The organism is Streptomyces sp. NPDC104381, assembly GCF_055583745.1.
In genome coordinates this window covers 849,556-873,044 of record NZ_JBVJNK010000002.1, presented here as the reverse complement: position 1 = coordinate 873,044, position 23,489 = coordinate 849,556, and the positions used below count along the sequence as shown (strand labels likewise).

The following is a 23,489-nucleotide window of genomic DNA, read 5'->3' as shown; positions in this document are numbered from 1 at the left end:
TCCTGGCCGACCCCGAGCGGACGCCGCCGCCCATGGTGTGGGTGTCGGAGCTGGTCGCGGTGGACGGCTCCCGGATCCTCCTGGACCGGGTGCTGGCGATCAGGCACCGCGACGCGTACGACCAGCCGCTGGGGACGTCCTCCCGCCCGGCCGAGGACTGGCGGGACGCCCACCGCCAGACGTACGGCCTGCTGTCCGACGTGGTCGGGTACAGCTTCGTGCGTCCGGGCCCGGTGCCGCTGGAGAGCCCCGTCCAAACGCTGCCGTTCGCCGATGCGTACATGGTCGGGCTCCGCGGCGGACCGGGAGTCGCCGCGCTGGCGCTGTCGGACGGCACCGACGCGATGGTCGACTACGAGCGGATCGTGGACTTCCTCTTCGCGTTCGACGGGGACCTGACCGCGCTGGCCCCCGAACGCCCCGTCGTGGTCACGGGAGCCGACCTGGCCGGCCCTCCGCCCGCCGACCCGCTGGAGACGCCGCTGGCCGGCCAGATCCTGGCCAACGGCCTGGACCGCTGGGTCTGGACCACCGGCAGCGGCATCGAACCCGTGCTGGCCCCCGCGGACGGTCCGACCGGACCGCGCTGGCAGCTGGCCGAGGGCGACTGGTGGGCCGGGTTCCGCCCCGAGCCCTCGACCCCCGAACTGGCCCGGTGGGCCGAGGAGATCACCGGCGACCGGGGGCGGGCTCCGGACGTCCTGCGATGGGTGCGGGCGATCCGGCTGGTCTACGGCCCCGCACTGGAGAACGACACGGCCGCGTTCGAGGCGCTCCTCCAGGGCTTCCGGGCGCTGGAACAGACCCGCGCCGCCCAGGGTTTCCAGGCCTCACTCGCCTGGAGCGACCTGCGGCACGCCGTCAGCTCCTACTTCGCGGCCAACGGCCAGCCCGAGCCCCCGTTGCCGGTGGCCCTGCAGTTCCTGCTGCTCTCCGCCGCGGGATCGACCGGTGTCGACCTGGAACTGTCCAGGTTCTCGATCGCTCCGCAGCACCACAGCGTGCGGGCCTGGGACGGGGCCACGATCGGCGACGAGAACGCGCAGGACGAGGAGATGACCCTCTTCGCGCCACCGCCGGGGGCCACCGCGCCGCCGGCCTCGCTGCCGTCCGCGCCCTCCGCCGCGGAGGGCGCCCCCGTGCCCCCGGCGGCGCCGGGCACGCCCACCGGGCCGAACGACCCCCTGCTGTCGGCGGAAACGCTGATCCCGGGTCCGTCCGGCCGCCCCCAGGGCCGTAACTGGACCGGCGGGCCGGTCAGCCAGGTCGTGACGGGGTCGGTACGGGTCGTCGAGACCCGGCCGGGCGCCGAGCCGAAGACCGTGTCGCGCTTTCCCGCCCCGTGGTCCACAGGGGCGTACGTGGTGGCGGCGACGGGCGAGAACGGCCGGATACGGCTGCCGGACGGCCGGCTCCTGGACGGCGAGGGCATCGCCGACCTGCTGGCCGCCGACCCGGAACTCGCCGGGCTGCCGAAGGACGTCCCCGTCGTCCTGGCCGTCCCGTTCGCGGGACAGCAGTACCAGGAGACGCTGCAACGGGTCGCCGACCGGCTGGGCCGCGCGGTGCGGGGCCCCAGCGGCGACGGCGGACTGGTCCCCGACGGCACCGGGAACGCGCACGTCCTGGCGTTGGTGGACAGCGACCCGGACGGGCCGATCGGCTCCTGGGTGCAGGCATCCCCCTCGGCCACGACCGACCCGTACCCGGACCGTGCCTGGACGGCGCTGGACGGGACCACGTTCCACGACAGCGACGTGTACACACAGCCGTTGGCGGACGGCAGGCAGGAGCGGTACGGCCGGCTGGCCATACAGCGGGACGACGGGGTCCGGAGGCGGGAGGAGGGCTTCCGCGCCTTCCGCCGGATGCGGCGGCTCATGCACCGGACGCCCGCCGGCGCGGGCTACCAGGAGACCGGCTCGGAAACGGTCTCCATGGACGCGGCGGTCTACGTGTACGCCGGCCACGGGTCCCCCGGACGGCTGGTGCTTCCGCTGCGCGACGGCCGGACGGTGCGGCTGGGCAAGCAGGACGCGGCCGCGTACATCGCGGGTCTGCGCGAGGTGCGGGAGCTGCCCCCCGGCCACCGGATCCACCTGGAGGTCTGCTGGAGCGCGTCGGACGGCGACCCCTCGCGGCCACAGCCCTCGCACGCTCCGGCGCCCCATGTCGACGACCCGCTGGGCGAGGTTCCGCTCGCCCAGCACGTGGCGAACCTGACCCGCCGGGACACGGACGGGGCCACCCGGATGACCGGCTTCGACAAGGCCGGGCGCGCGACGGTGGACGCGGCGAACGGCGAGCGGGGCCGCCGGGTCGTGCGGCACCCCGAGCCGCTGGACCACGAGGTGGACCAGCTGGCGCGTGACGCGGGGCTGCACCGCGTTCCGGGCGACGTGCCGCCGGAGACGCGGGAGACGGCACTGCGGCTGGTACGGGCGCTGCGGACCGCCTTCGGCGACGGCATCGAGGACGACCGCGGCACTCCCGGCGGACGGTACGAGCGGGCGCTCAAGGGCATCGGCGCGCTGGAACGCATGCGGGCCAACGATCCGCTGCTCAGCCAGTTCACCCCGTTCCGCATGGACATGTTGGACTTCTACGTCCGGGAACACACCGACCGCGCCCCGGACGCGGCCGGCTACCTCGCCCTGTTCGACTTCGCCGCGGCCCGCCTGGCGGCCGACCCCGAGGCCCGGCTGACCTCGGTGGTGGAGGTGCCGGCCCTCCAGGTCACCTTCGGGCAACTGGCTTCCGCCGGTGAGCAGATGACCCGCCACGTGCAGTCGCTGCCAGCCTCGGCGCCGTACACCCCGACGCATGTCGCGTCCACGCTGTGGGCCATGGCCCGCGCCGCCCAGATCTTCAGCGTGACCACCCGGGCCGACCGGGAGGCCATGGGCCGCCGGGTCCTCCACCTGGACACGGAGACCGCGTGGCAGCGGTCGCACCACGAGGCCCTGTGGGCCCTCATGTCGAAGGCGATCGCGCAGGGCGTGGACGTCTCCGACCACGACCTGCTGGCCGCCCATCACCTGCGGGAGACCGGTGCCTTCGGCCCGGACACCCGGCTCAGGCAGGGATCCCACGTCCAGGGCGTCAACTGGTCCGGCACCGCCGCACCCGGCGGTATCGACTGGGGCGCCGTGAACCAGGTGGTACCCGGGCCCGGCGGGGCCACCGTGCGCCCGGTCCGGCCGGCCTGGACCCTCCCGGGCAGGCCGATGCCCACCCTGCGCGTGGTCGAGGCGGGACCGGGCGGCACCATCGTCGTCCACGTCCCCGGCCGCGCCCCCGTCACCGTCCCGGAGAACGAGTTCCTGGCGCTGCTGGGACTCGACCCGGAGCTGAGCACCGCCCCCCTGGACACTCCCGTGCTCTTCCTGACCACCGGTTCGGGGGCGCTGAGCCCGGAGCTGGTGCAGCGGTTCGCCCAGACCACCGGTCGCCCCGCCTTCGGTCACAGCGCGCCGATGATCCTCGCGCCGTCCGCCGACCCCTCCGCAGCGCTCGGCATCCTCACTCTGCCGGCCCCGGCGGGCACGGCCCCGGCCCGCTGGACCGCCGCCACCCGGCAGCAGACCACCGGCGGGGCCGGCCTGTTCGTCTTCAGCCCGAAGGACACGGCCCCGGCGACGCTGCCGGACGTCGGGGCGCTGAGCATCGGTGAGGGGGCACAGCCGTCGGCGGGCTCCCTGCTGTCGCCGCAGACCCTGATGACGAACGCGTCGGGCGCGCCGCGCGGCCGCAACCTGACGGACGAGAAGGTGCGCCAGCTGCGGATCGGGCGGGTGCGGGTGTTCGAGGAGCAGCCCGGCCAGCCGTTGAAGGAGGTGCCGGGCGCGGACGCGGCCGCACCGTGGGGGGACTCGGCGTACGTCGTGTGGGGCGGGAGCCACCCGGACGGTGTGCGGTTCCCCGACGGGCGGGTGCTGGACGCCGAGAAACTGGCGGCGGAGCTGGCGGCGGACCCCGAGCTGGCGAAGCTCCCGAAGGACGTCCCGGTCGTCCTGGTGGTGCCGAATCTGGCGAACGAGCGGTATCTGGAGTACCTGCGGGCCGTCGCCAACCTGTTGGAGCGGCCGGTGTGGGCGCCCAGCGGCGACGCCCGCCTGGTGCGCAACAAGAAGCGCGAGCACGTCCCGGCGCTGATCGACCGCGGCCCGGACCAGCCGCTCGGCTCGTGGGTGCCGTTCCACCCGACGAAGGCCGTCGCACCGCTCCCGGACCGTACGTGGACGGCGGTGGACGGCACGACGTTCCGCGACAGCGACGTCGCGTCCCGGCCCCTGGTCTCCGACCGGAACGAACGGTTCGGCCGGATGTCGCACGCGGACGACGTACGGGACCGCGAGCGGCTGATGCGGACGTACCTGCGGGCGAAGAAGCAGGTCCACCTGATGGCGTCCGGCAGCAGGACCGCCCTGATCAGCGAGGAGACACGGACCCCCGACCCCGCCGTGTACGTGTACGTCGCCCACGGGCTGCCGGGCGGTCTGCTGCTGGCCCTGCGCGACGGCCGGACGGTGTGGCTGGGCGCGGCGGACGGCGGACGGTACGTCGGCGGGCTCCCCGAGGTGGCGGAGCTGCCGGAGGGCCACCGCCTGAAGCTGGAGGTGTGCTGGAGCGACTCCGCGGGGAACCCGGCGCTGCCGCAGCTGGACAACCGCCCGGCGCCCCGGGTGCACGACCCGCTGGAGGAGGTGTCCCTCGCCCAGCACACGGCGAACGCGAGCCGTCGGGTGACCGACGGGTCGCTGATGAGCAGTGGCTTCGACACCGACGCCCACATCCTGCACGACACCCCCGGCGGGGTGGCCGGGCGGCGCAGGGACGTGGTTCCCGAGCCCCTGCCGCACGAGCTGGACCGGATGGCCCGGGCCGCAGGACTGCACACCGGTGAGGGCGAGGCCTCGCCCGAGGTGCGCGCGACCACCCTCCGGCTGGTGCGGGCCCTGCGGATCGTGTTCGGCCCCGAGGCCGAGACGGACGGCCCCCTGCACGGACAACTGCTCAAGGGCATCGGCGCGATGGAGACCCTGCGCGCCAACGACGCGGCGCTGGGCCGGTTCACGCCGTTCCGCATGGAGCTGTGGACCTTCATCGCCCAGCGGCTGGGGAGCAGATCGCCGAGCCCCGACGACTACCGCAAGGTCCTCGACCTCGCCGCACGGCTGGTGGCGCAGAAGCCGACGGCCCCGCTGAGCGAGGCCGTCGCGGACCCGGCGATCCTCCACGCCATGCGGCAGATGACCCAGCTCGGTGCGGCCGTCGTGCGGAACGTGCTGAGGCAGCCCGAGAGCGTCCCGGTGACGAAGCGCGCCGTGACCCACGCCTTCTGGGCGATGGCCGGCGCCGCCCAGCAGATGGCCGGCCGGGACGACGCGTTCACGGAGAAGCTGGGCCGCAGGGTCCTCCACATGTTCCCCGACGAGCAGTGGGCCCCGGCGAGGAAGCAGCAGCTGTGGATGCTGACGGCCCAGGCGATCTCGGCCGGTCTCGATCCGGCGGACTTCTTCACGCTGTCCGCCTTCCACCTCGCGTCCAGGGGAGCTTTCGGACCGGCCCACCACCTCAGGGACGGCGAGAAGTTCCAGGGCTTCAACTGGAGCGGCAGGCCCGCCCCCGGCGGTGTCGACCTCCGGGGCGTCGGCAGGCAGGACAAGGAGGGTGACGGAAGCTCCCTCGAGCACTTCCGCGCGCCGTGGACGGCGGAGGGGGAGCACGAGGACGTCCTGGTGGTGTGGACGGACACCGACGCCGAGGGATTCGTGGTCCTCCACCTTCCCGGTACGCCGCCGTTCCGGGTGGCCGACAGGGAGCTCCTGGCGCTGCTGGACCTGGCGCCCGTGCTGCGCATGACGGCGCTCGGTGTTCCCGTGCTGTTCGTGCTGTCCGGTGCGGGCAGCGGCACGGGGCGCCCTATGGCGCTGTCGGAGGCGTTCTCCAACCGCACCGCGCGCAACGGCTGGGCGTACAGCGGGGCGCTCACGGTCGCACCGACCACCCCGGCACCGGGCGCCACGGCCGCCCCGATGCGTCTGATCGGCCTGCCGGAGACGCAGAGCGGGAAGCCGGGCGTGTGGCGCAAGGCATGGCTCCAGGGACTCAACTCCAGTGTCCTGGCGCCGGCTCCGTACGGCGATGCCCTGTTCTCCTCGCCGAAGCCGTCCGCGGCGCCGCGCAGCCTGACCGGGGCGGACGTCACCGCGCCGCCGCCGCTCGACCGCGCGGAGCTGACGGCGACGGCGCGCCGGGTGGCGGGCCGCGAGCCGGTGCACGGCATGACGGTCGAGCGGTGCCTCGTGCTGCTGGGGGCGCTGCGCGCCGAGCTGTTCCGGCGGGGGGTGCGTCCGGCGCTCACGGCGGACGACGCGGTGACCCTCGGGAACGCCGCGGAGTCGGCCCTGGTGATGGGCCCCGGATGGCGCCGGGTGCGGTCGTGGGCGTCGGTGGCCGGAGCGGTCGCGGCCCAGGGGCCCGGCACGGTGGCGTTCGTCCTGGCGCGCCGTCAGGGTCCGCTGGCGGGGCACGCGTGGGCGGCGTACCACGTGAGCGGGCGTGACGGTGTGCTGTGGGTGGACCTGTCGGCCGGTCAGGGCCGTCAGGTGTCGGCGCTCCCGCCGGCCGTCGCGGCGTCCGACGCGCGTGCCGTGGTCGTCGGCCCCGCCGGGCAGGCCCTGGAGCACGCGCTGCCGGAGTTCTCGCAGTCGTCCTCCACGGTGCACGCGGAGCTGGACGCGGCGGTCGAACCCTCGTACGGCGCCATCGGACTGGAGCTGGAGGAGCGCCGGGACCTCTTCATCGCGGTGCCGGGCCGCATCACCACGACACTCGTCCTGGCCCACGGCCCCGGCATCACGCTCGTCACCGACGGCCGGGCCTTCTGGATGACGGCCGACGGCCTGCTCCACGTCGACCGGCCGCAGGTGGCACCGGGAGAACCGCAGCCCGTCCGGGGGAAGTACACCATCGGCGAGTTCGTCCTCGATCCGATGGCGGTGATCCCGGGGGAGCGGAGGCAGACCCAGGAAGAGGGCATGGCCCAGCTGCAGCGGGCGCGGGCCGCCGGGAGGATCGCGGACGAGCGGCAGGTCGCCGTGCCGCTCACCGAGGTGCTGGGGCCGCTCGGCGGCTGGACCTTCACCGAGGTCGGGCAGGCGACGAAGGTCAACCCCGCTCCCGAGGGCTTCGACTGGACCGCCTACGGCCAGCTCACCGTCGGCTACCCCGCCGTCGGCCTCCGGGAGCTCCAGGACATCGCCTTCGAGCGGTCGACCGCCGGACAGTTCGAGACCGCGACAGCCGGTGCCCGGGGCTTCGGCCAGATGGTCACCACGACGTTCGCGAACCACGTCCTCGGCGCGGACGCGGTGGAGAACCACATCGTCCCGTTCCTCGCGGCCGTCCCGGACGTCGACGAGGTCTGGGGCTACGGATGGCTGGGCTTCCAGAACGTCGCGGCCGCGCCGATCGGCAACGTCTTCGACAACTCACGGCCGCCGGGGATCGATCCGGAGCTCATCAAGAACCTCCTGCCCGCTGCCTCGCGGCACGCCCTGGACCGTGTCCTGCGGGCGCTGCGGCCCCGTACCCGGTCCTTCCTCGACGAGCGCCACGACCAGCTCACCGAGGACGCCGTCCAGCACCTGGGCAGACTGCTGGAGTTCTACCGGCAGCGGCTGACGCCGAACCTGCCCCCCGAGACCGGTTTCTTCGACACCGCCGGCACGGACGTGCCGACGCCACGCGAGCACTGGACGGCCGTCCTCACCGGCCGGACGTCCCAGGGCGACCCCATCAGCCAGCGCTACGCCGTCGGGATGGACGACGGCGACTACCCGACCCTGGACACCGACGACGGCCGGCTGGCCGTTCCGCTGGTCCTCGCGGAGCTGCGGCACTTCGGCTACACGGGCCAGTTCATGACGCCCGAGGAGGTCCGGCGCGCCGTCGCGGAGATGTCCGGGTACAGCCTCAGCGCCTACGAGCGCGCGCTGAGGCACCGGGCCCCGCTGCCCGAGGACGTCCTGCGCGAGTCCGTCCTGCGGATCACGGGCAACCCGGTGGTGCAGGGTGTCTCGGGCTTCCTCGTGGTGGCCGCGCGATCGGGCATCCCGCAGGCCGGCGCCCCCACCAGGAAGCTGATGACCGAGTGGGAGAGCAGGAACATCGCGCTCGCACTGGGCGCATACGCGCTGGGCAGGCCGCTGCACGCCGGCCACCCCGCCCACCAGGGCCTGCGGGCGGCGCTCGTGGAGGCGTACGAGCTGCTGCCCCACATCCCCCCGGGGGGCCGGACGAGGGCCCGGGAGATCTTCGACGCGGCACGCACCGCCCTGGGCATCCTGGCCGACCCCGGGCAGACCCCGCCGTTCCTGCCGTGGTTCTCGGAGCTGGTCGCGCTGGACGGGTCCCGGATCCTCCTGGACCGGGTGCTGGTGATCAGGCACCGCGACGCGGACGACGCACCGGTGGGGACGTCCACCCGGCCGCTGGAGGACTGGCAGGACGGACTGCGGCAGACCTACGGCCTGCTGCCCGAGGTGTCCACGTTCACCTTCCTGCGGCCGGGCCCGGCGCCGCTGGAGAGCCCGCACCAGACGCTGCCGTTCGACAACGCGTACCTGGTCGGGCTCCGGGGCGGGCCCGCGGGCGCGGTCCTCGCGCTGGCCGACGGCTCCGAGGCGGTGGTCGGCTACGACCGGGTCGTGGACTTCCTGTTCGCGGTCGACGGAGACCTGACCGCACTGGCACCGGAGGTCCCCGTCGTGGTGACGGGAGCCGACCTGGCCGGCCCTCCGCCCGCCGACCCGCTGGAGACGCCGCCGGCCGGCCAGATCCTGGCCAACGGCCTGGACCGCTGGGTCTGGGCCCCCGGCAGCGGCGTCGAGGCGTTCCTGGCGCCCTCCGACGGAACCTCCGGACCGCACTGGCAGCTGGCCGAGGGCGACTGGTGGGCGGGCTTCCGCCCGGAGCCCTCGACCGCCGAACTGGGCCGGTGGGCCGAGCGGATCACCGGTGACCGCGGCAGGTCCCCCGACGTACGGCGGTGGTTCCGAGCCGTCCGGCTGACCTACGGCCCCACGCTGGAGAACGACGCGAACGCGCTCGAAGCGCTGCTGCGCGGCTTCTGGGCCCTGGACCGGACCCGTGCGGCCAACGGCGCCCGGACGCCGCTCACCTGGAGCGACCTCCGCTCCGCCGTCAGCTCGTACTTCACCGCGAGCGGCCAGGCCGAGCCCCCGCTGCCGGTGGCCCTGCAGTTCCTGCTGCTCTCCGCCGCGGGCTCGACCGGCGTCCACCTGGAGCTCTCGGGGCTCTCGATCGTCCCGCGGCACCAGAGCGTGCGGGCCTGGGACAGGGCTGTCGTGGGCGGCGCGGTCGGCGGCATGGCGGCACAGCCGGTCGAGGCGTCCTTCTTCGGGCCGTCGGACACCGGGCCCGCCGCCGCGGTGACCCCCGCCGAGCCTCGGGCGCTGTCCGGGGCGTTCACCGGCCCGACCGACCCGCTGCTGGCGCCGGAGTCCCTGCTCACCGGCCCGTCGGGGCGTCCGCAGGGCCGCAACTGGACGGCCGGGCCGATGAGCCGGGTCCTGCCGGGGACGCTGCGGGTCGTCGAGACCCGCCCGGGTGCGGCGCCCGAGCTGGTTTCGAGCGGACCCGCTCCGTGGCCCGAGTCGGCGTACGTGGTGGCGGCCGACGGTGAGGACGGGCGGGTGCGGCTGCCGGACGGCCGCGTGCTGGACGGCGAGGGCGTCGCGGACGCGCTGGCCGCCGACCCGGAACTCGCCAAGCTGCCGGAGGACGTTCCCGTCGTCCTGGCCGTCCCGTTCGCGGGGGACCGGTACCAGGAGACGCTGCGGGCGGTGGCCGACCGGCTGGGTCGCACCGTGTGGGGGCCGAGCGGGATGGGACGCCCCGTTCCCGACGGCACCGGGGACGCGCACGTCCTGGCGATGACGGACCCGGGCCCCCAGGCTCCGGTCGGGGAGTGGGTGGCCGTCGCCCCGTCGGCCGCGACCGGACCCTACGCGGACCGTGCGTGGACGGCGCTGGACGGGACGGCGTTCCACGACAGCGACGTGGTCACGCGCCCGCTGGCCGACGAGAACCACGAGCGGTTCGGCCGGCTGGCCGTCCACCGGCAGGACGGGCTGCGGCGCCGCGAGCGGGACTTCCGGACCCTCCGCAAGATTCGGCGGCTCGTGCACTGGACGCCCGCCGGTACCCAGGCCCAGCCGGCGGCCACCGAGCCGGTCTCCATGGACTCGGCGGTGTACGTCTACGCCGGCCACGGCGAACCCGGCCGGATGCAGCTTCCCCTCCGTGACGGCCGGACGGTGTGGCTGGGCAAGCGGGACGCGGCCGCGTACATCGCGGGGCTGCGTGAGGTGCGGGAGCTGCCGCAGGGGCACCGGATCCACCTGGAGGTCTGCTGGAGCGCGTCGGACGGCGACCCCACGCGCCCGCAGCCGTCGTACGCTCCGGCCCCGCACATCGACGACCCGCTGGGCGACGTCTCCCTCGACCAGTACGTCGCCAACCTGAGCCGTCGGGAGACGGACGGGTCCACCCGGCAGACCGGCCTGGACGGCACCCGGCGTTCCACCATGAGCGCGGCCGACGGTGAGCGCGGTCGCCGGGTCCTGCGCCGGCCCGAGCCGCTGGACCACGAACTGGACCAGCTGGCGCGGGAGGCGGGACTGCACCGCACCCCGGGCGCGGTGCCGCCGAGGACGCGGGCGACGACACTGCGGCTGGTGCGTGCGCTGCGGATGATGTTCGGCAACGAGATCGAGGACCACCGAGGCATACCCGGCGGTCGCTACGAGCAGGCGCTCAAGGCGGTCGGCGCGCTGGAGCGCCTGCGCGCCAACGACCCCCTGATCAGCCAGTTCACCCCGTTCCGCAAGGACTTCCTCGACTTCTTCGTCCAGGAGCACACCGGCCGTGCCCCGGACCCGGCCGGGTATCTCGCCCTGCTCGACCACGCCGCGCGGCGGATCGCGGCCGATCCCACCGCCCGGCTCACGGACGCGGTGCCGTCGCCCGCGCTCCAGATCACCGTGAAACAGCTGACGGACGCGGGCGAGCGGGTGATCCGCCAGGTGCAGTCGCTGCCGGCGTCGGCGGCGCTCACCCCTCGGCACGTGGCGTCCACCCTGTGGGCCGCGGCCCGGGCCGCCCAGATGTTCCGCCCGATGCCACCCGCGGACCGGGAGGCCATGGGCCGCAAGGTCCTGCACCTCGACAGCTCCACGGCCTGGGGCCGGCCGCATCAGGAAGCCGTGTGGGAGCTGTCGGCCAAGGCGATCGCGGAGGGCATGGACGTCCTGGACCACGACCTGCTCGCCGCGTACCACCTGGCGGAGAGCGGTGCCTTCGGCCCGGCTTCCCTGCTGAAGCAGGGGCCCAACGTCCAGGGCGTCAACTGGTCCGGCACCCCCGCACCCGCCGGGGTCGACTGGAGCATCGTGCGCCGGGCGACGTACGGGCCCGACGGGATGACCACGCACCCGCTCACACCGGAATGGACCGGCCCGGGCAAGCCCATGCCCGTCCTGAACCTGGTCGAGGCCGACGGGACCGGCACACCCGTCCTCCATCTGCCGGGCCGCGCCCCCGTCCGCGTACCCGAGAGGGAGTTCCTGGCCCTGCTGGGCATGGCCCCGGCGCTCCGTACGGTCCCGCTCGGCATTCCGGTGCTGTTCCTGACCACCGGGCCGGGGGCGCTGAGCCCGCGGCTGGTGCAGCGGTTCTCGCAGCTGACCGGGCGCCCCGCCTACGGCCACAGCGCACCGATGGCGCTCATCGCCGGCGGCCCCGCCGCCCCGCTCGACGTCGTCGTCCTGCCGGACCCGGACACCGGGGCCCCGGGCCACTGGACCGCCACCACCCGGCAGCAGCCCACCACCGGGCCCACCACCGCCCAGGACCAGCTGGACCTCTTCGGTCCGGCGTCCCCGGCCGGGCAGGCGCCGGACCCGTTCCAGGACCCGGGCACCGTGCTGCGGGACGGCTCCGGCGCGGTGCGCGGACGCGACCTGGCGGGGGCGTGGATCGACCGGGTACGGATCGACCGGGTGCGCGAGGTGACGGGCGGTCAGGGCAGCCCGGAGGCACCGGGTCCTGACCGGCCCGCGCCGTGGGGCGGCGAAGCGTACCTGGTCGGGGACCGGTCCCTGGACGCACGGCAACTGAGCCCCGAGGCGTTCGCCGAGAAGCTGGCGAACGATCCGGAACTGGCGAAACTCCCGCCCCACGTACCGGTGGTACTGGCGATCCCGTACGCGGGCTCGCAGTACCTGGAGCTGATGCGCGCGGTCGCCGTCCGGCTGGGCCGGCGGGTGTGGGCGCCCAGCGGTGACGGGCGTCTGCGGCACGACCCCGCCCTGAACGCCCATGTGCCGACTATGACGGTCCTGAACACCGCGGACTGGCACGGCGACTGGGTGCCCTTCGACCCGCCAGCGGTGCCGGCGGCGTACGAGGACCGCGCGTGGACGTCGGTCGACGGCACGACGTTCCGCGACAGCGACGTGGCCACCCGCCCCCTGGTCTTCGACCGCCGCGAGCGGTTCGGCCGCATGTCGATGAACGACGACATGGCAAGGCGGGAGGGGCTGCTGCGGGCCTTCTTCGACAAGCGGCAACTGCTGCACTACGTCGCCACCGGCGAAGGCGACAAGCAGGTCGCCACCGAGCCGTTCACCCCGGACCGCGCGGTCTACACGTACTACGGCCACGGGATCCCGGGCGCGCTGGCGGTCGTCCTGCGCGACGGCCGGACCATGCTGCTGGACGCCGCCGACGGCGGGCGGTACATCGGCGGACTGCGCGAGGTCGGCGAGCTGCCCGCCGGCCACCGGATGGGGCTGGAGGTCTGCTACGCCGGCTCGGCGGGCGACCACCGCAACCGTCAGGAGGAGGGCCGCCCGGTACCTCGCGTGGAGGACCCCCTGGAGGAGGTGTCTCTCGCCCAGCACACCGCCAATGTCAGCCGGCGGGAGGTCGAGGCTTCGTCCCTGGTCAGGGCGTTGGACGATGACTCCCGCGTGGTGGAGGACACCCCCGGCGGTGTGATCGGGCGTACGGAGCGCGTCCGGCCGGAGCCGTTGGAAGGCGACCTGGACCAGCTGGCGCGGACCGCGGGCCTGCACCGCGATGCCGGCGCCGTGCCGCCGGAGACCCGCGCGGCCACCCTGCGGCTGGTCCGTGCGCTGCGCCTGGTGTTCGGCCACGGCGTCGAGGACGACAGCGGTGTGCCGGGGGGCCGGTACGAGCGGGCGCTGAGGGGCGCCGCCGCACTGGAGACCCTGCGCGCCAACGACCCCGGCATGCGGCTGCTCACGCCGTTCCGGATGGACCTGTGGACCTTCCTCGCCTGGCGGATCGGCGGGGACACCCCGGACCGGGCGGCCTACCTGCGCGTCCTGGAGGCGGCCCGGGACCAGGTGGCCCTGCGGCCGGACGCCACGCTCGGCGAGATGCTCCCGGACACCGCGCTGACGTACACCGTCGACGAGCTCTCGGGCAGCGAGGGACCGGGTCTCGTCCGGGACGCGCTGGGACTGCCCGGTTCCGTGACGGTGCGTCCGAAGGACACCGCACGGGTCTTCTGGGCGATGGTGGCCGCGACCGACCGGATCCTGTTCCGGATGGACAACCCGGCGGAGCAGGAGAGCCTGGGCCGCGGTGTCCTCCACCTGGCGCCCACGGACGCCTGGAGCGATGACGCGGTCATGGAGCTGACGCTCCTGGCCACCCGGGCCCACGCGGGCGGCGTGGACATCTCCGACCCGCATCTGCTGGCCGCCCACCACCTCCGGGAGCTGGGCGCCTTCAAGCAGATCCTCACCGACGGCACGGAGCCGACCGGCTACAACTGGAGCGGACGCCCGGCCCCGAACGGCGTGGACGCCGGCCGCTGGTACGCCCGTCTGAAGAGCGGCGGCGACATCCTCGACATCCCCCACCCGGCGGACTGGAGGTCCAAGGAGCCGTCCGGGGCGTCCCTGGTGATCTGGACCGGCATCCGCCAGGACGACGGCGGCATCGTCGTCCACCTTCCCGGGCACCCTCCGATGCCCGTCTCCGACGAGGAGCTCTGGGCACTCCTGGACCTGGCCCCGCTGGTGACCGAGGCGGGCGTCGACGTCCCCGTCGTCTTCCCGATGTCCGGCTTCACCGCCGGGGGACCGAAGCGGACGCAGGCGTTCTCCGACCGCACCGGCCGGAACGCCTTCGGTTACTCGGGACCGCTCGACGTCCTCGAGGACGACCCGTTCGACCCGCTGCGCATCACCGCCCTCCGCGAGAAGAAGCTGGGGCAGTGGCGCAAGACCGTCTGGAAGGCCCGGCCGGTCCAGACCTCGTCCTCGGGCGGTGTCACCACGGCCCTGCTCACCGGCCCCGGGACCTCGGACGGGGCGGCCCCCCTCTGGCCGGAGCCCTCGGCCCGGCACGACTCCGGCGTCGGGACGTTCCACTTCGCGGGCCCCGGCACCGACGAGCCCGGCGGGCGTTCCGGCATCGCCTATCCGTCCACCGCCCGGATCAACGCCACCCCCGTGACCCCGGCCGGCCAGGAGGACACCCCGGAGGCGGGCACCGCCGACACACCGGACGCCCCCGAGGCCGGTCCGGGCTGGGCGGTGTCGTCCTGGCGCCCCGCCGGATCGCCCGGCGCCGTGCGGTTCGCGGGCATGTACCGGGACCGCGCGTGGCGGCGCCACGGCACGGCCCTGGAGCTCGCGTACGCGGAGCACCTGGGCGAGGCCGCCGGGCCCATAGAGGCCGCACGCGACGCGGTCGCCCGTACGTACGGCGAACTCGCCGCGCGCCACGGCGAGGACGCGGCCCGGCGCGCCTTCTTCGCCCCCGACGCGGCCCCCGGAGACCCGGCCGCGGCGCTGGAACGGCTGCTCACGCTGCCCCCGGGGCCGCTCGCCCTCGACGCGCTGATGACCGCGCTCGTGTACGCGTCGTACGCGAGCGCCGGACTGCCGCGCGAGATCGCCGAGGCACTGTCCCGCCCGGCCGGGAACCGCGCGCGGTACGCGCCGGGCAGCGCCTACCGCGAGGTGTACGACAGCCGGGGAATGCGCCGGGTGGGCGGTGAGCACGGCCCCGCGCTCCGGCTGCTGCGCGCCTACGCCGCGCTCGGCGCGGCGCCCGACCGGCTGCTCGCGCTGCGCGACGCGCTCGTCGCCTGGGCGGTCCCGGCCGACCTCCAGTCGCTCCACGAGATCCTGCGCGCCTCCCACCGGATCGGCCTGGGTACCGCCGAGGAGCGCGAGCTCGCCCTGCGCGACGGTGCCGGACTCCACACCTGGGTGGCGGACTCGGTCACGGCGTCCGGGACCCACCGCACCGGCCAGGACGGCCCCGACCCGCGGTTCGTCCCGCCGCACCGCGCGCGGTACGCCGCCCGGATGACGTTCGCCCGGGACATCACGGGCAGCAAGCTGGACCTCCCCGGTGGCCTCGTGCGGATGGTCGACGCCGCACTCGCCGGAACCCTGCCGTCCGACACCGACCGCAGCCGCGCCCTCCACGCCTGGCTGAACCGCTACGGCGACGTGGGCAGAAAGGCCCTGGAACGGCTGGACCCGGCCCATCTGACGGCCGTACACCTCTACAGCGGTGCCGACTACCGGCTGATGAAGGCGTTCCTCAACGGTGAGCGTTTCGGCACGGGCATGGGACGCCGCCTGGTGCGCCTCAACGCCTGGACGATGACCCGGCGGATGGCCGAGGTCGGCGCCGCCGACCTCCTTCCGGCGACGCTCCGCAAGCAGGAGGGCTTCGCCGCCCTCTTCGACGCGATGTGGGACGTGGACGACCTCCAGGAGGCGACCCCCGAGGTGGCCCGCCTCAGGCGCCGCCTCGACGCGATGGCGGACGCGGTGTACGACGAGCTGTCGCTGCACGTCGACATGACGATCGAGGCGCTGGAGATCCTGCCCCCGCTGAACGCCGACGTCTGGTGGGGCGACCGCGGGATGCCCGGCGCGCTGGGCGATCCCCCGTCGGACGGCCCGGTGTACGGCAGGGACAGGATCACGGTGCCGTTCTTCCGCAGCACGGCGCTGGTGAAGGGGGAAGCGCTGGGCTTCATGCACCGGAGCAAGGGCATTCCCGGCGACGCGCATCGCGGGCTGGTGCACGTGGCGCGCTCGACGGCACGGGAGGTCAACCCGTTCGCGGTCCGGCCGCTGGAGACGGAGGCCCTGTACCCGCCGGGCGCCTCCTTCGACGTCTCCACCCGGACGATCGTCCCGGGCGACGCGCGGACGGAGCCCTACGAGTCCGTCGGGGTCAACGAGATGACACCACGTCAGGACGTACCGGGCACCACGGAACCCGGCTTCCTGGACGAACTGTTCGGCATCGCTCCGTCCGCCCCCGCCACCGAGGGCGGACCACGGCCCGCGCCGGTGCTGCGCCCCGTCCACGGGCAGGACGGCCGGCTGATCGGGGTGGCGTCGTTCGACGACGCCGACTGGGCGGAGCGGCAGGAGGAGTACGGCCGGCTGGACCGTGCGAACGGCTTCGTGTCGTGGGAGCGCGACGGCGAGGGCCGGCCGGTGGCCACCCATCAGACGCTGCCGGGCGGTGGCACGGCCGACGGCACGTTCTTCTTCGCGTCGCACGGCGGCGCCCAGGGCCTCGCGCTGGTCACCGAGGACGGGACCGTGCGGCGGGACGACGGCTCGTACGCCGGGCGGCTCCTGCGATCGGCCTCGGAGCGTGGCTTCCGCAGCGTGACGGTGCTCGCGTGCGGGCCCGGCGACGTGCCGCGCAGCGAGGCCGAGGCCCGGGCACGGGCCAGGCGGATCGCGAACGGGTCGCGGCTGCCCACGCATCTGCCGGTGGCGCGCGCGGCGGTGTCCGACGGGCTGCCGCACCTGCTGGAGGACGCCGACGGACAGCCCACGGGATGGGTGACGGAGTATCCGGACGGCTGGACCGGCCCCCGCGTACCCGCCCCGGCCGCGCCGGCCGGCAGGCGTACCGCGTTCGACTATCCGGCCCCCGGCCGGTTCAACGTCACGGGCGGTACGCCGGACGCCACCCCGGAACGGAACGAGGCCGCCGACGCGGCCGGGCCGGCGACCTGGGCGGTGTCGTCCTGGCGGCCGGCCGGTGCCCCGGACACACCGCGCTTCACGGGCTTCTACCGGGAGCGGGCATGGCGGCAGGCAAGCGTCGACTGGGAGGACTCCCTCGCCGAGGTGCTGAGCGATGTCCCCGAACTCGCCGAGTCGGCGGGGCTGGCGGTGCGCGGGGTCTACGAGCAGTTTGCCGAGCGCTACGGCGACGAGCGGGCGGGGCGTGCGTTCTTCCCCCGGGACGCGGTGCCCGAGGACCCGGTCGCCGAGCTGGAACGGCTGCTCGACGAGCCGCCCGGACCGGAAGCGCTGGACGGGCTGATGCGGGCCCTCGTGCACGCCGCGTACGCCGGCCCGGGGCTGCCCCGCCCGGTCGAGGAGGCCCTCGCCGAGGGCGGTTCGCGGTTCGCGGCGGACAGCTCCTACCGCGCCGTGCACGACAGCCGGGGCTTCCGCCGGGTGGGCGGTGAGCGCGGCCCCGCGCTGCGCCTGCTGCGGATGTTCGCCGCGCTCGACCTGCCGGCGACCCTGCTGCCACAATTCCGTGCCGCCGTGGTCGCCTGGACGATCCCGTACGACCTCCAGTCGCTGCACGAGGTGCTGCGCGCCTCCCACCTGATCGGCATGGGCGCCGAGGACGAGCGGGCCGCCGCCACCCGTGACGGTGCCGCGCTGCACACCTGGACGGTGCGCCGGTTCACGGAGAGCGGTCTGCTTCCGCTCGACGACGACGGCGGCGCACCCGCCGCCCTGACCCCGCCGCACCAGGCCTTCTACCAGGAGCGCATGACCTTCCCGTTCGAGCTCACCGGGACGATGGACGTACCGGACGCCCTCGTCACGATGGCCGGAGCGGCGCTCGGCGGCGCACTGCCGCCCCGGCCGTCCCGCAGGCTCCAGGTCATGGCCGACTGGCTGGAGCGGTACGGCGACCGGGGCGTCGAGGCGCTCAGCCGGCTCACCCCGGCCCACATCACCGCCCTGTACCTCTACAGCTCGTACGACTACCGGTTGATGAAGGCCGTGCTCAACGGCGAGCGGCTCGGCCAGGGCCTCAGCCGTCACCTGGTGCGCTTCCACACCTGGCGCTACCTCCTGGAGTCGGCGCGCGAGGAGGAGCTGGACATGCCGCCGCTCACCCTGGTCGGCCAACCCGACTTCGCCGACGTGTACGAGGACCTGTCCGACCTGCCCGACCTGGACACGCCGAGCCGGGAGCTGGCCCGGCTGAGGCGCCGCGCGGACATGATGGCCGACCGGCTCCACGGCGAGCTGAAGCTGCACATCGACATGGCCGTCGAGGCGCTGGAGATCCTGCCGTCCGTCGGGCGGACCGCCTGGTGGGGCGAGCGGGGAGCGCCCGGCCCCATCGACCGGCCCGCCGTGGACGGCCCCATGTACGGTGCCGGGACCATCGACGTGGCGTTCTTCCGCAGCACCTCGCTGAAGGTCGAGGAGGCGACCGAATTCGCCCTGGGCGACAAGGCGGTCCCCGCCGGTTCGCACCGCAAGCTGGTCGAGGTCAGGAACTCGACGGCACGCGACGGCACGCCCTTCCTCAAGCACCTCTCGGAAGGGGAGGCGCTGTACCCGCCGGGCATGAGGTTCGAGGTCGTCGGCCGACGGCTCGTCGAGACCCACAGGCGGCCTCCGATGCTGCACGAGCTGGCCGAGGAGACGACCGCGCTGCCCGACGGCCTCGCCGGGACGACGCAGACCGACCCGCTTCCGTACGCCCCGGCCGCGTTCGAGGAGTCGGCGGACGACCTCTTCGACCTCGGTCCCGCCGACTCCGACGCGTCCGACTCCGACGCCGCCGAGTACTCCGACGGCGACGCCCGCTCCGACCTCGGTGACGACGCCGTCCTCGGCGGGCTGACCGGCGCCTATCCGCGGCATGACTACTGGAACGCCCCGTGGGCGGGCCACGAGACCGCGCCGGCCCCGGAAGGGATCGTCGTCCAGGAGATCCGCGAGAACGGCAGGACGGTCGGCAAGGCATCCTTCACCCGGCGCGACTGGGCGCTGCGCGAGCCGTTCTACGGTCGCCTGCCCGAGGCCACCCACTACACCGAGTGGAGTCGCGGCCCGGCCCGGGAACGCGTGGCCCGGCGGCGTCCCCTGCCCGCCACGGCGGGGTCCGGCACGTTCTTCTGGACGTCCCACGGAGGGGCGGACGGCTATGCCGTCGCCGGTGGGAACGACATGCCCGTCGGTGCGGACGGCGCGATGGTGGGGCGCCTGCTCGGCCAGGACCTGGCCGCGGCGGGCTTCACCACCATCACGGTCCTCTCGTGCGACATCGCCACCGGCACCGGCGTGCCCACCGGCACCGCACCGGGGGCCGACAGCCTGCGGCGCGCCGTCCGACGGGCCGAGGGGATCGCCGACCTCACCGGCCTGGACGTGTACCTCAACACCGGCCGCACCGCGATCACCCCCGGCCGGGACGAGGACGGGCGGCCGACGGCGGACATCCACCTCCTGGAGGCCGCCGACGGCAGCCCCACGACCATGCTGCGCGTCACCCCGCGCTCCCGGACCGGCCCGGACCTCGGCCTCCCGCTGCCCTCGAACCCCACCGGGGAGCCGGGCGCGCCCTGGTCCGTGCCCGGGTGGCGTGTCGCCGGATCACCCGAGAGCGTGCGATTCGCCGGGCTCTACCGGGACCGCGAGTGGCGGAACTTCAGCTACCGCTTCGAGCTGGGCCTGGCGCAGAAGCTGGCCGCCGACCCCGAGGCCGTCCAGGGTGCCGTGCGCGCCCTCACCCGGCTCCACCACGTCCTCGCGCAGCGGCACGGCGCGCCCGCCGCGGACGGTGCCTTCTTCCAGGGGCCGGAGGCGCGGCAGTGGCTCGGGGAGCCGGACGCGGTGCGCCGATTCCTGGCGGCCGGGCCGTCCGTACCCCACCTGATCCAGGCGTTCGGCCGCGCGGCGTACGGCGACGCCGGGCAGGTCACCCTGCAGCACACCGTGCCCGGCTGGCTCCGCTCACCGTGGGCACCCCGGCCGCAGGGCCACCGGCAGGGGGCGTACCGGACCGCGCACGACCCGCGCGGATTCCGCTACGTCGGCGGGGTCGTCGGACCTGCTCTGTGGCTGCTGCAGGCCTACCGGGCGATCGGGGCGAGCGGGCCCGAGCTGATGGCCTTCCGCAAGGCGCTGCTGGCCTGGTCGATCCTGACCGACACCCAGTCCCTGCACGAGGTGCTGCGCGCCTCCCACATGGCAGGCGTGGGCACCGAGGCGGAACGCGTCGCGCTCGCCCGCGACGGGGCCCGGCTGCACCAGTTGGCGGGGAGTGCTTTCGGTGCCGGCCCGGCGCTGCCGCACCACCACGTCTACGACAGCAGGACGCGCTTCCTCTCCCGGTACGACGTCGCCGTACCGGGGGACATCGCCCAGGCGCTGGGCGCGGCGCTGACCGGTGCGCCCGTCGCGGAGGAACTGGTGCGACGCTCCGAGGTGGCCGCGCAGTGGCTGGAGCGGTTCGGGGAGCGGGGCCGGGCGTCCCTGCGCGCCCTGGCCCCCGGCCACCTGACCGCGCTGTTCCTCTACACCAGTCAGGACCACGAGCTCTTCAAGACCTACGTCACCGCGGGCCGCTTCGGCGAGGCCGTCGGCCGCTGGATGATCAGGCGGAAGGTGTGGCAGTACGCGCAGACGGACGCCGTGAACAGCGGCCAGGGCCTGCCGGAACTGCTGACGGACAACGAGGAGCTGAGCGACGCGACCGCCGATCTGCAGGACCTGGGTCCTGAGGAGACCGGGCCGGACGTCCAGGACATCCGCAGCCGGGTGGACCGGATCGCCGACAAGCTGTACGACGACCTGGCCATGCACGTCGACATGGCGGTCGAGGCACTGGAGATCCTGCCGCCGGTCAACGGGCCGGTGTACTGGGGCGGCTGGCTCCCGGGGCACCTGAACGCGGCCCCTCAGGACGGTCCGCTCGTCACCGCGACCACGCTGTACATGCCGCGGTTCCGCAGCACCACCGAGAGCCGGGAGACGGCGGAGAAGTACACACGGGGCGACCTCAGGGAGATGGACGGCGCCCAGGACCGGCACGCGATGCGGGGGTACGTGGCGAACTCCACCGCCCGCCCCGTCGCGCCGTTCTCGGCATGGGTCGGCGAGGAGGAGGTGCTCTACCCGCCGGGCATGGCGGTGAGCATCGTCGGCCGCGACATCGTGACGGAGCCCGAAACGGGGCTGGACTTCGCCGACTACGAGTTCCTGGAGGCGCCCGCCTACCCGCACCCGGCCTATCACAACGCCGAGGACGGGACGTCGCCGCGGATCGTGGAACTCACCGACGACGAGGCCGCCGTCGCGGAGGCCGACGCCCCCGCGGAGGTCACCACGGCTGAGGCCGACGCCCCCGCGGAGGTCACCACGGCTGAGGCCGACGCCCCCGCACCCTCTGACGGCTACCGGCGCACCGGCCCGTACGCCGCCGAACTCGACGGCACCGTCTTCGCCCTCCACGAGTCGCCCGGAGAGGGCGACCGGACCGTCGCCACCCTGCTGTTCGCCCTCCGGCACGTGGCGGCCGACGCGCTCGGTGAGGCGGGCATCGAGACGGCCGACGACTTCCGCACCTGGCTGGACGGCCGCCTCACCGACGACGACGTGGCCGGGACGGATGTGCCGCAACTCGACGGTGACCAGAACCTCCCGCTGAGCCTCCTGGACCGGATCGGGGTGACCCTCGACATCTCCCGGCGCACGGAGGGCATGCTCCTCGGCGACAAGCTCCCGGCCTCGCGGATCCCGCTGAGCCCCGCACAGCGTCTGCGGGTGCTGATGACGGACGTCTCCTACGGGACCGAAGGCACGGCCGTGCCCATGGGACCGCTCGTGGCGGCGGTGGTCCGCGGGCTCGGGGTGAGCGTGGCCGTGGCGGGGCCGGACGGCGAGCCGACGTTCCACGGGGAGCGCACCGGTGACGCGCCGCCCGCCCTGCTGGTCCACGACGGGGACCGCCACCTCGCCGGACTCCCCGACGGGCCGGGCGACACCACCGCCGAGAGCGCGGCACGGCTCGACCGGGTGGTGGACGCCTTGTCCTCGGCCCCGGTGTCCGTGCTGCGCCCGGCGGCGGCCCGGCAGGCCCCGGAGTGGATCCGGGCCCGCATCCGCTACACGGCGGAGGCGGCACGCTTCGAGGAGCGGCTGGGCCGGTATCTCGGTGGCCACGAAGCGGCGAACGCCCAGCTCGGCGTGATGACGGCGGAGCTCTGGAACCGGGCCGTGGCGGCGGGCCGCTGGGCGGAACTCGGCTCGGACGACCCCGCCCTCGACGGCGCGGTGGGCACCGGCCGGGACCGGCTCCGGGCCGTGGCGGAGTCGGGCAACCTGCGCGAACGCATGGGCATGCTGTGGATCGGCGCCCAGTCGGCCGACGGGAACGGGGGACTGATCTCCGACCTGCTCGGCAGCCCCGAGCCGAACCCCGACGTGATCACCGCGGAGTACCGGTCCTCCCGGCCGCCGTCGCAGACGATGACGGCCTACCAGGAGCTGAGCGGACGGCCGGACAGGACGCCCGAGGAGCAGGCGCTGACGGCCCGGGCCGAAGAGGCGCTCCGTACACCGCTGCGCCCCGAGGATCTGTCGCCCCCGCTGAGCGAGGCCGAGCGGGCCCTGATGCCGGACGACCGCATCCCGTGGGTCCCGGGGATGCACCGCTACGACATCGCCATGAGCAGCCTTCCGCAGTCCGAGGCGGAGACGAAGGGCGCCCTGGTCCGGGCCGGCACCTCCGGATCGGCCCACCGTCTGATGGCGCAGGCGGTGAAGATGCGTGAGGAGTGGGGCCTGGACGTCGACCTCGGCCTGGTGCGGATCGCGCTGATGGCCGAGATGCTGCAGGCGGGGCACCACACCCTGGACGAGATCATGCGGGGCGGCCAACTGGTCCTCGACCGCCTGAGGCGGGACGGCACGCCGGAGCCGGCCGACCTCGACTACGTGGACAACTGGGGCCGTTACCACCGTCTCGCCCCCTTGACCGAGGCGGAGCTCCGGCAACACGTGGCCGTCGACGGCAGGTTCCCCGACGAGCACGTGCTGGACGCGGCCGGTCTGCCCGCCGGTGAGGGGCCGACCGGTCCGGCCGACCCGGCCGATCCGGCGGTGGCCGACTGGTCGGCGGAGCACCGGGACGTCCTGGACGACGCCCTGGACGTCCTGGCGGCACTGGGCCCGCAGGCCCCCGACGCCCTTCCCGGCTCCGACGGCGGTGTTCTGACCGCTGATCGTCTGGAGCGCCTGGTCGACGCGTGGTTCCGGGCCCGGAACCTGACCCCGGCCGGCTCCCTGGCCGACGCACTCCGCTTCATACTGAACGACTACCGTGCATAA

General features: G+C 74.6%; 1 protein-coding gene (running past one end of the window). It reads left to right on the top strand.

Annotation, left to right across the window (positions count from 1 at the left end; all coding sequences use genetic code 11):
* Nucleotides 1–23,489, top strand: the 3' portion of a protein-coding gene (locus tag ACZ607_RS08745) for a lonely Cys domain-containing protein (RefSeq protein ID WP_469733158.1). It extends 16,834 nt beyond the left edge of the window; the window shows 23,489 of its 40,323 coding nt (coding positions 16,835–40,323); its start codon lies beyond the left edge, outside the window; it ends in the stop codon at nt 23,487–23,489.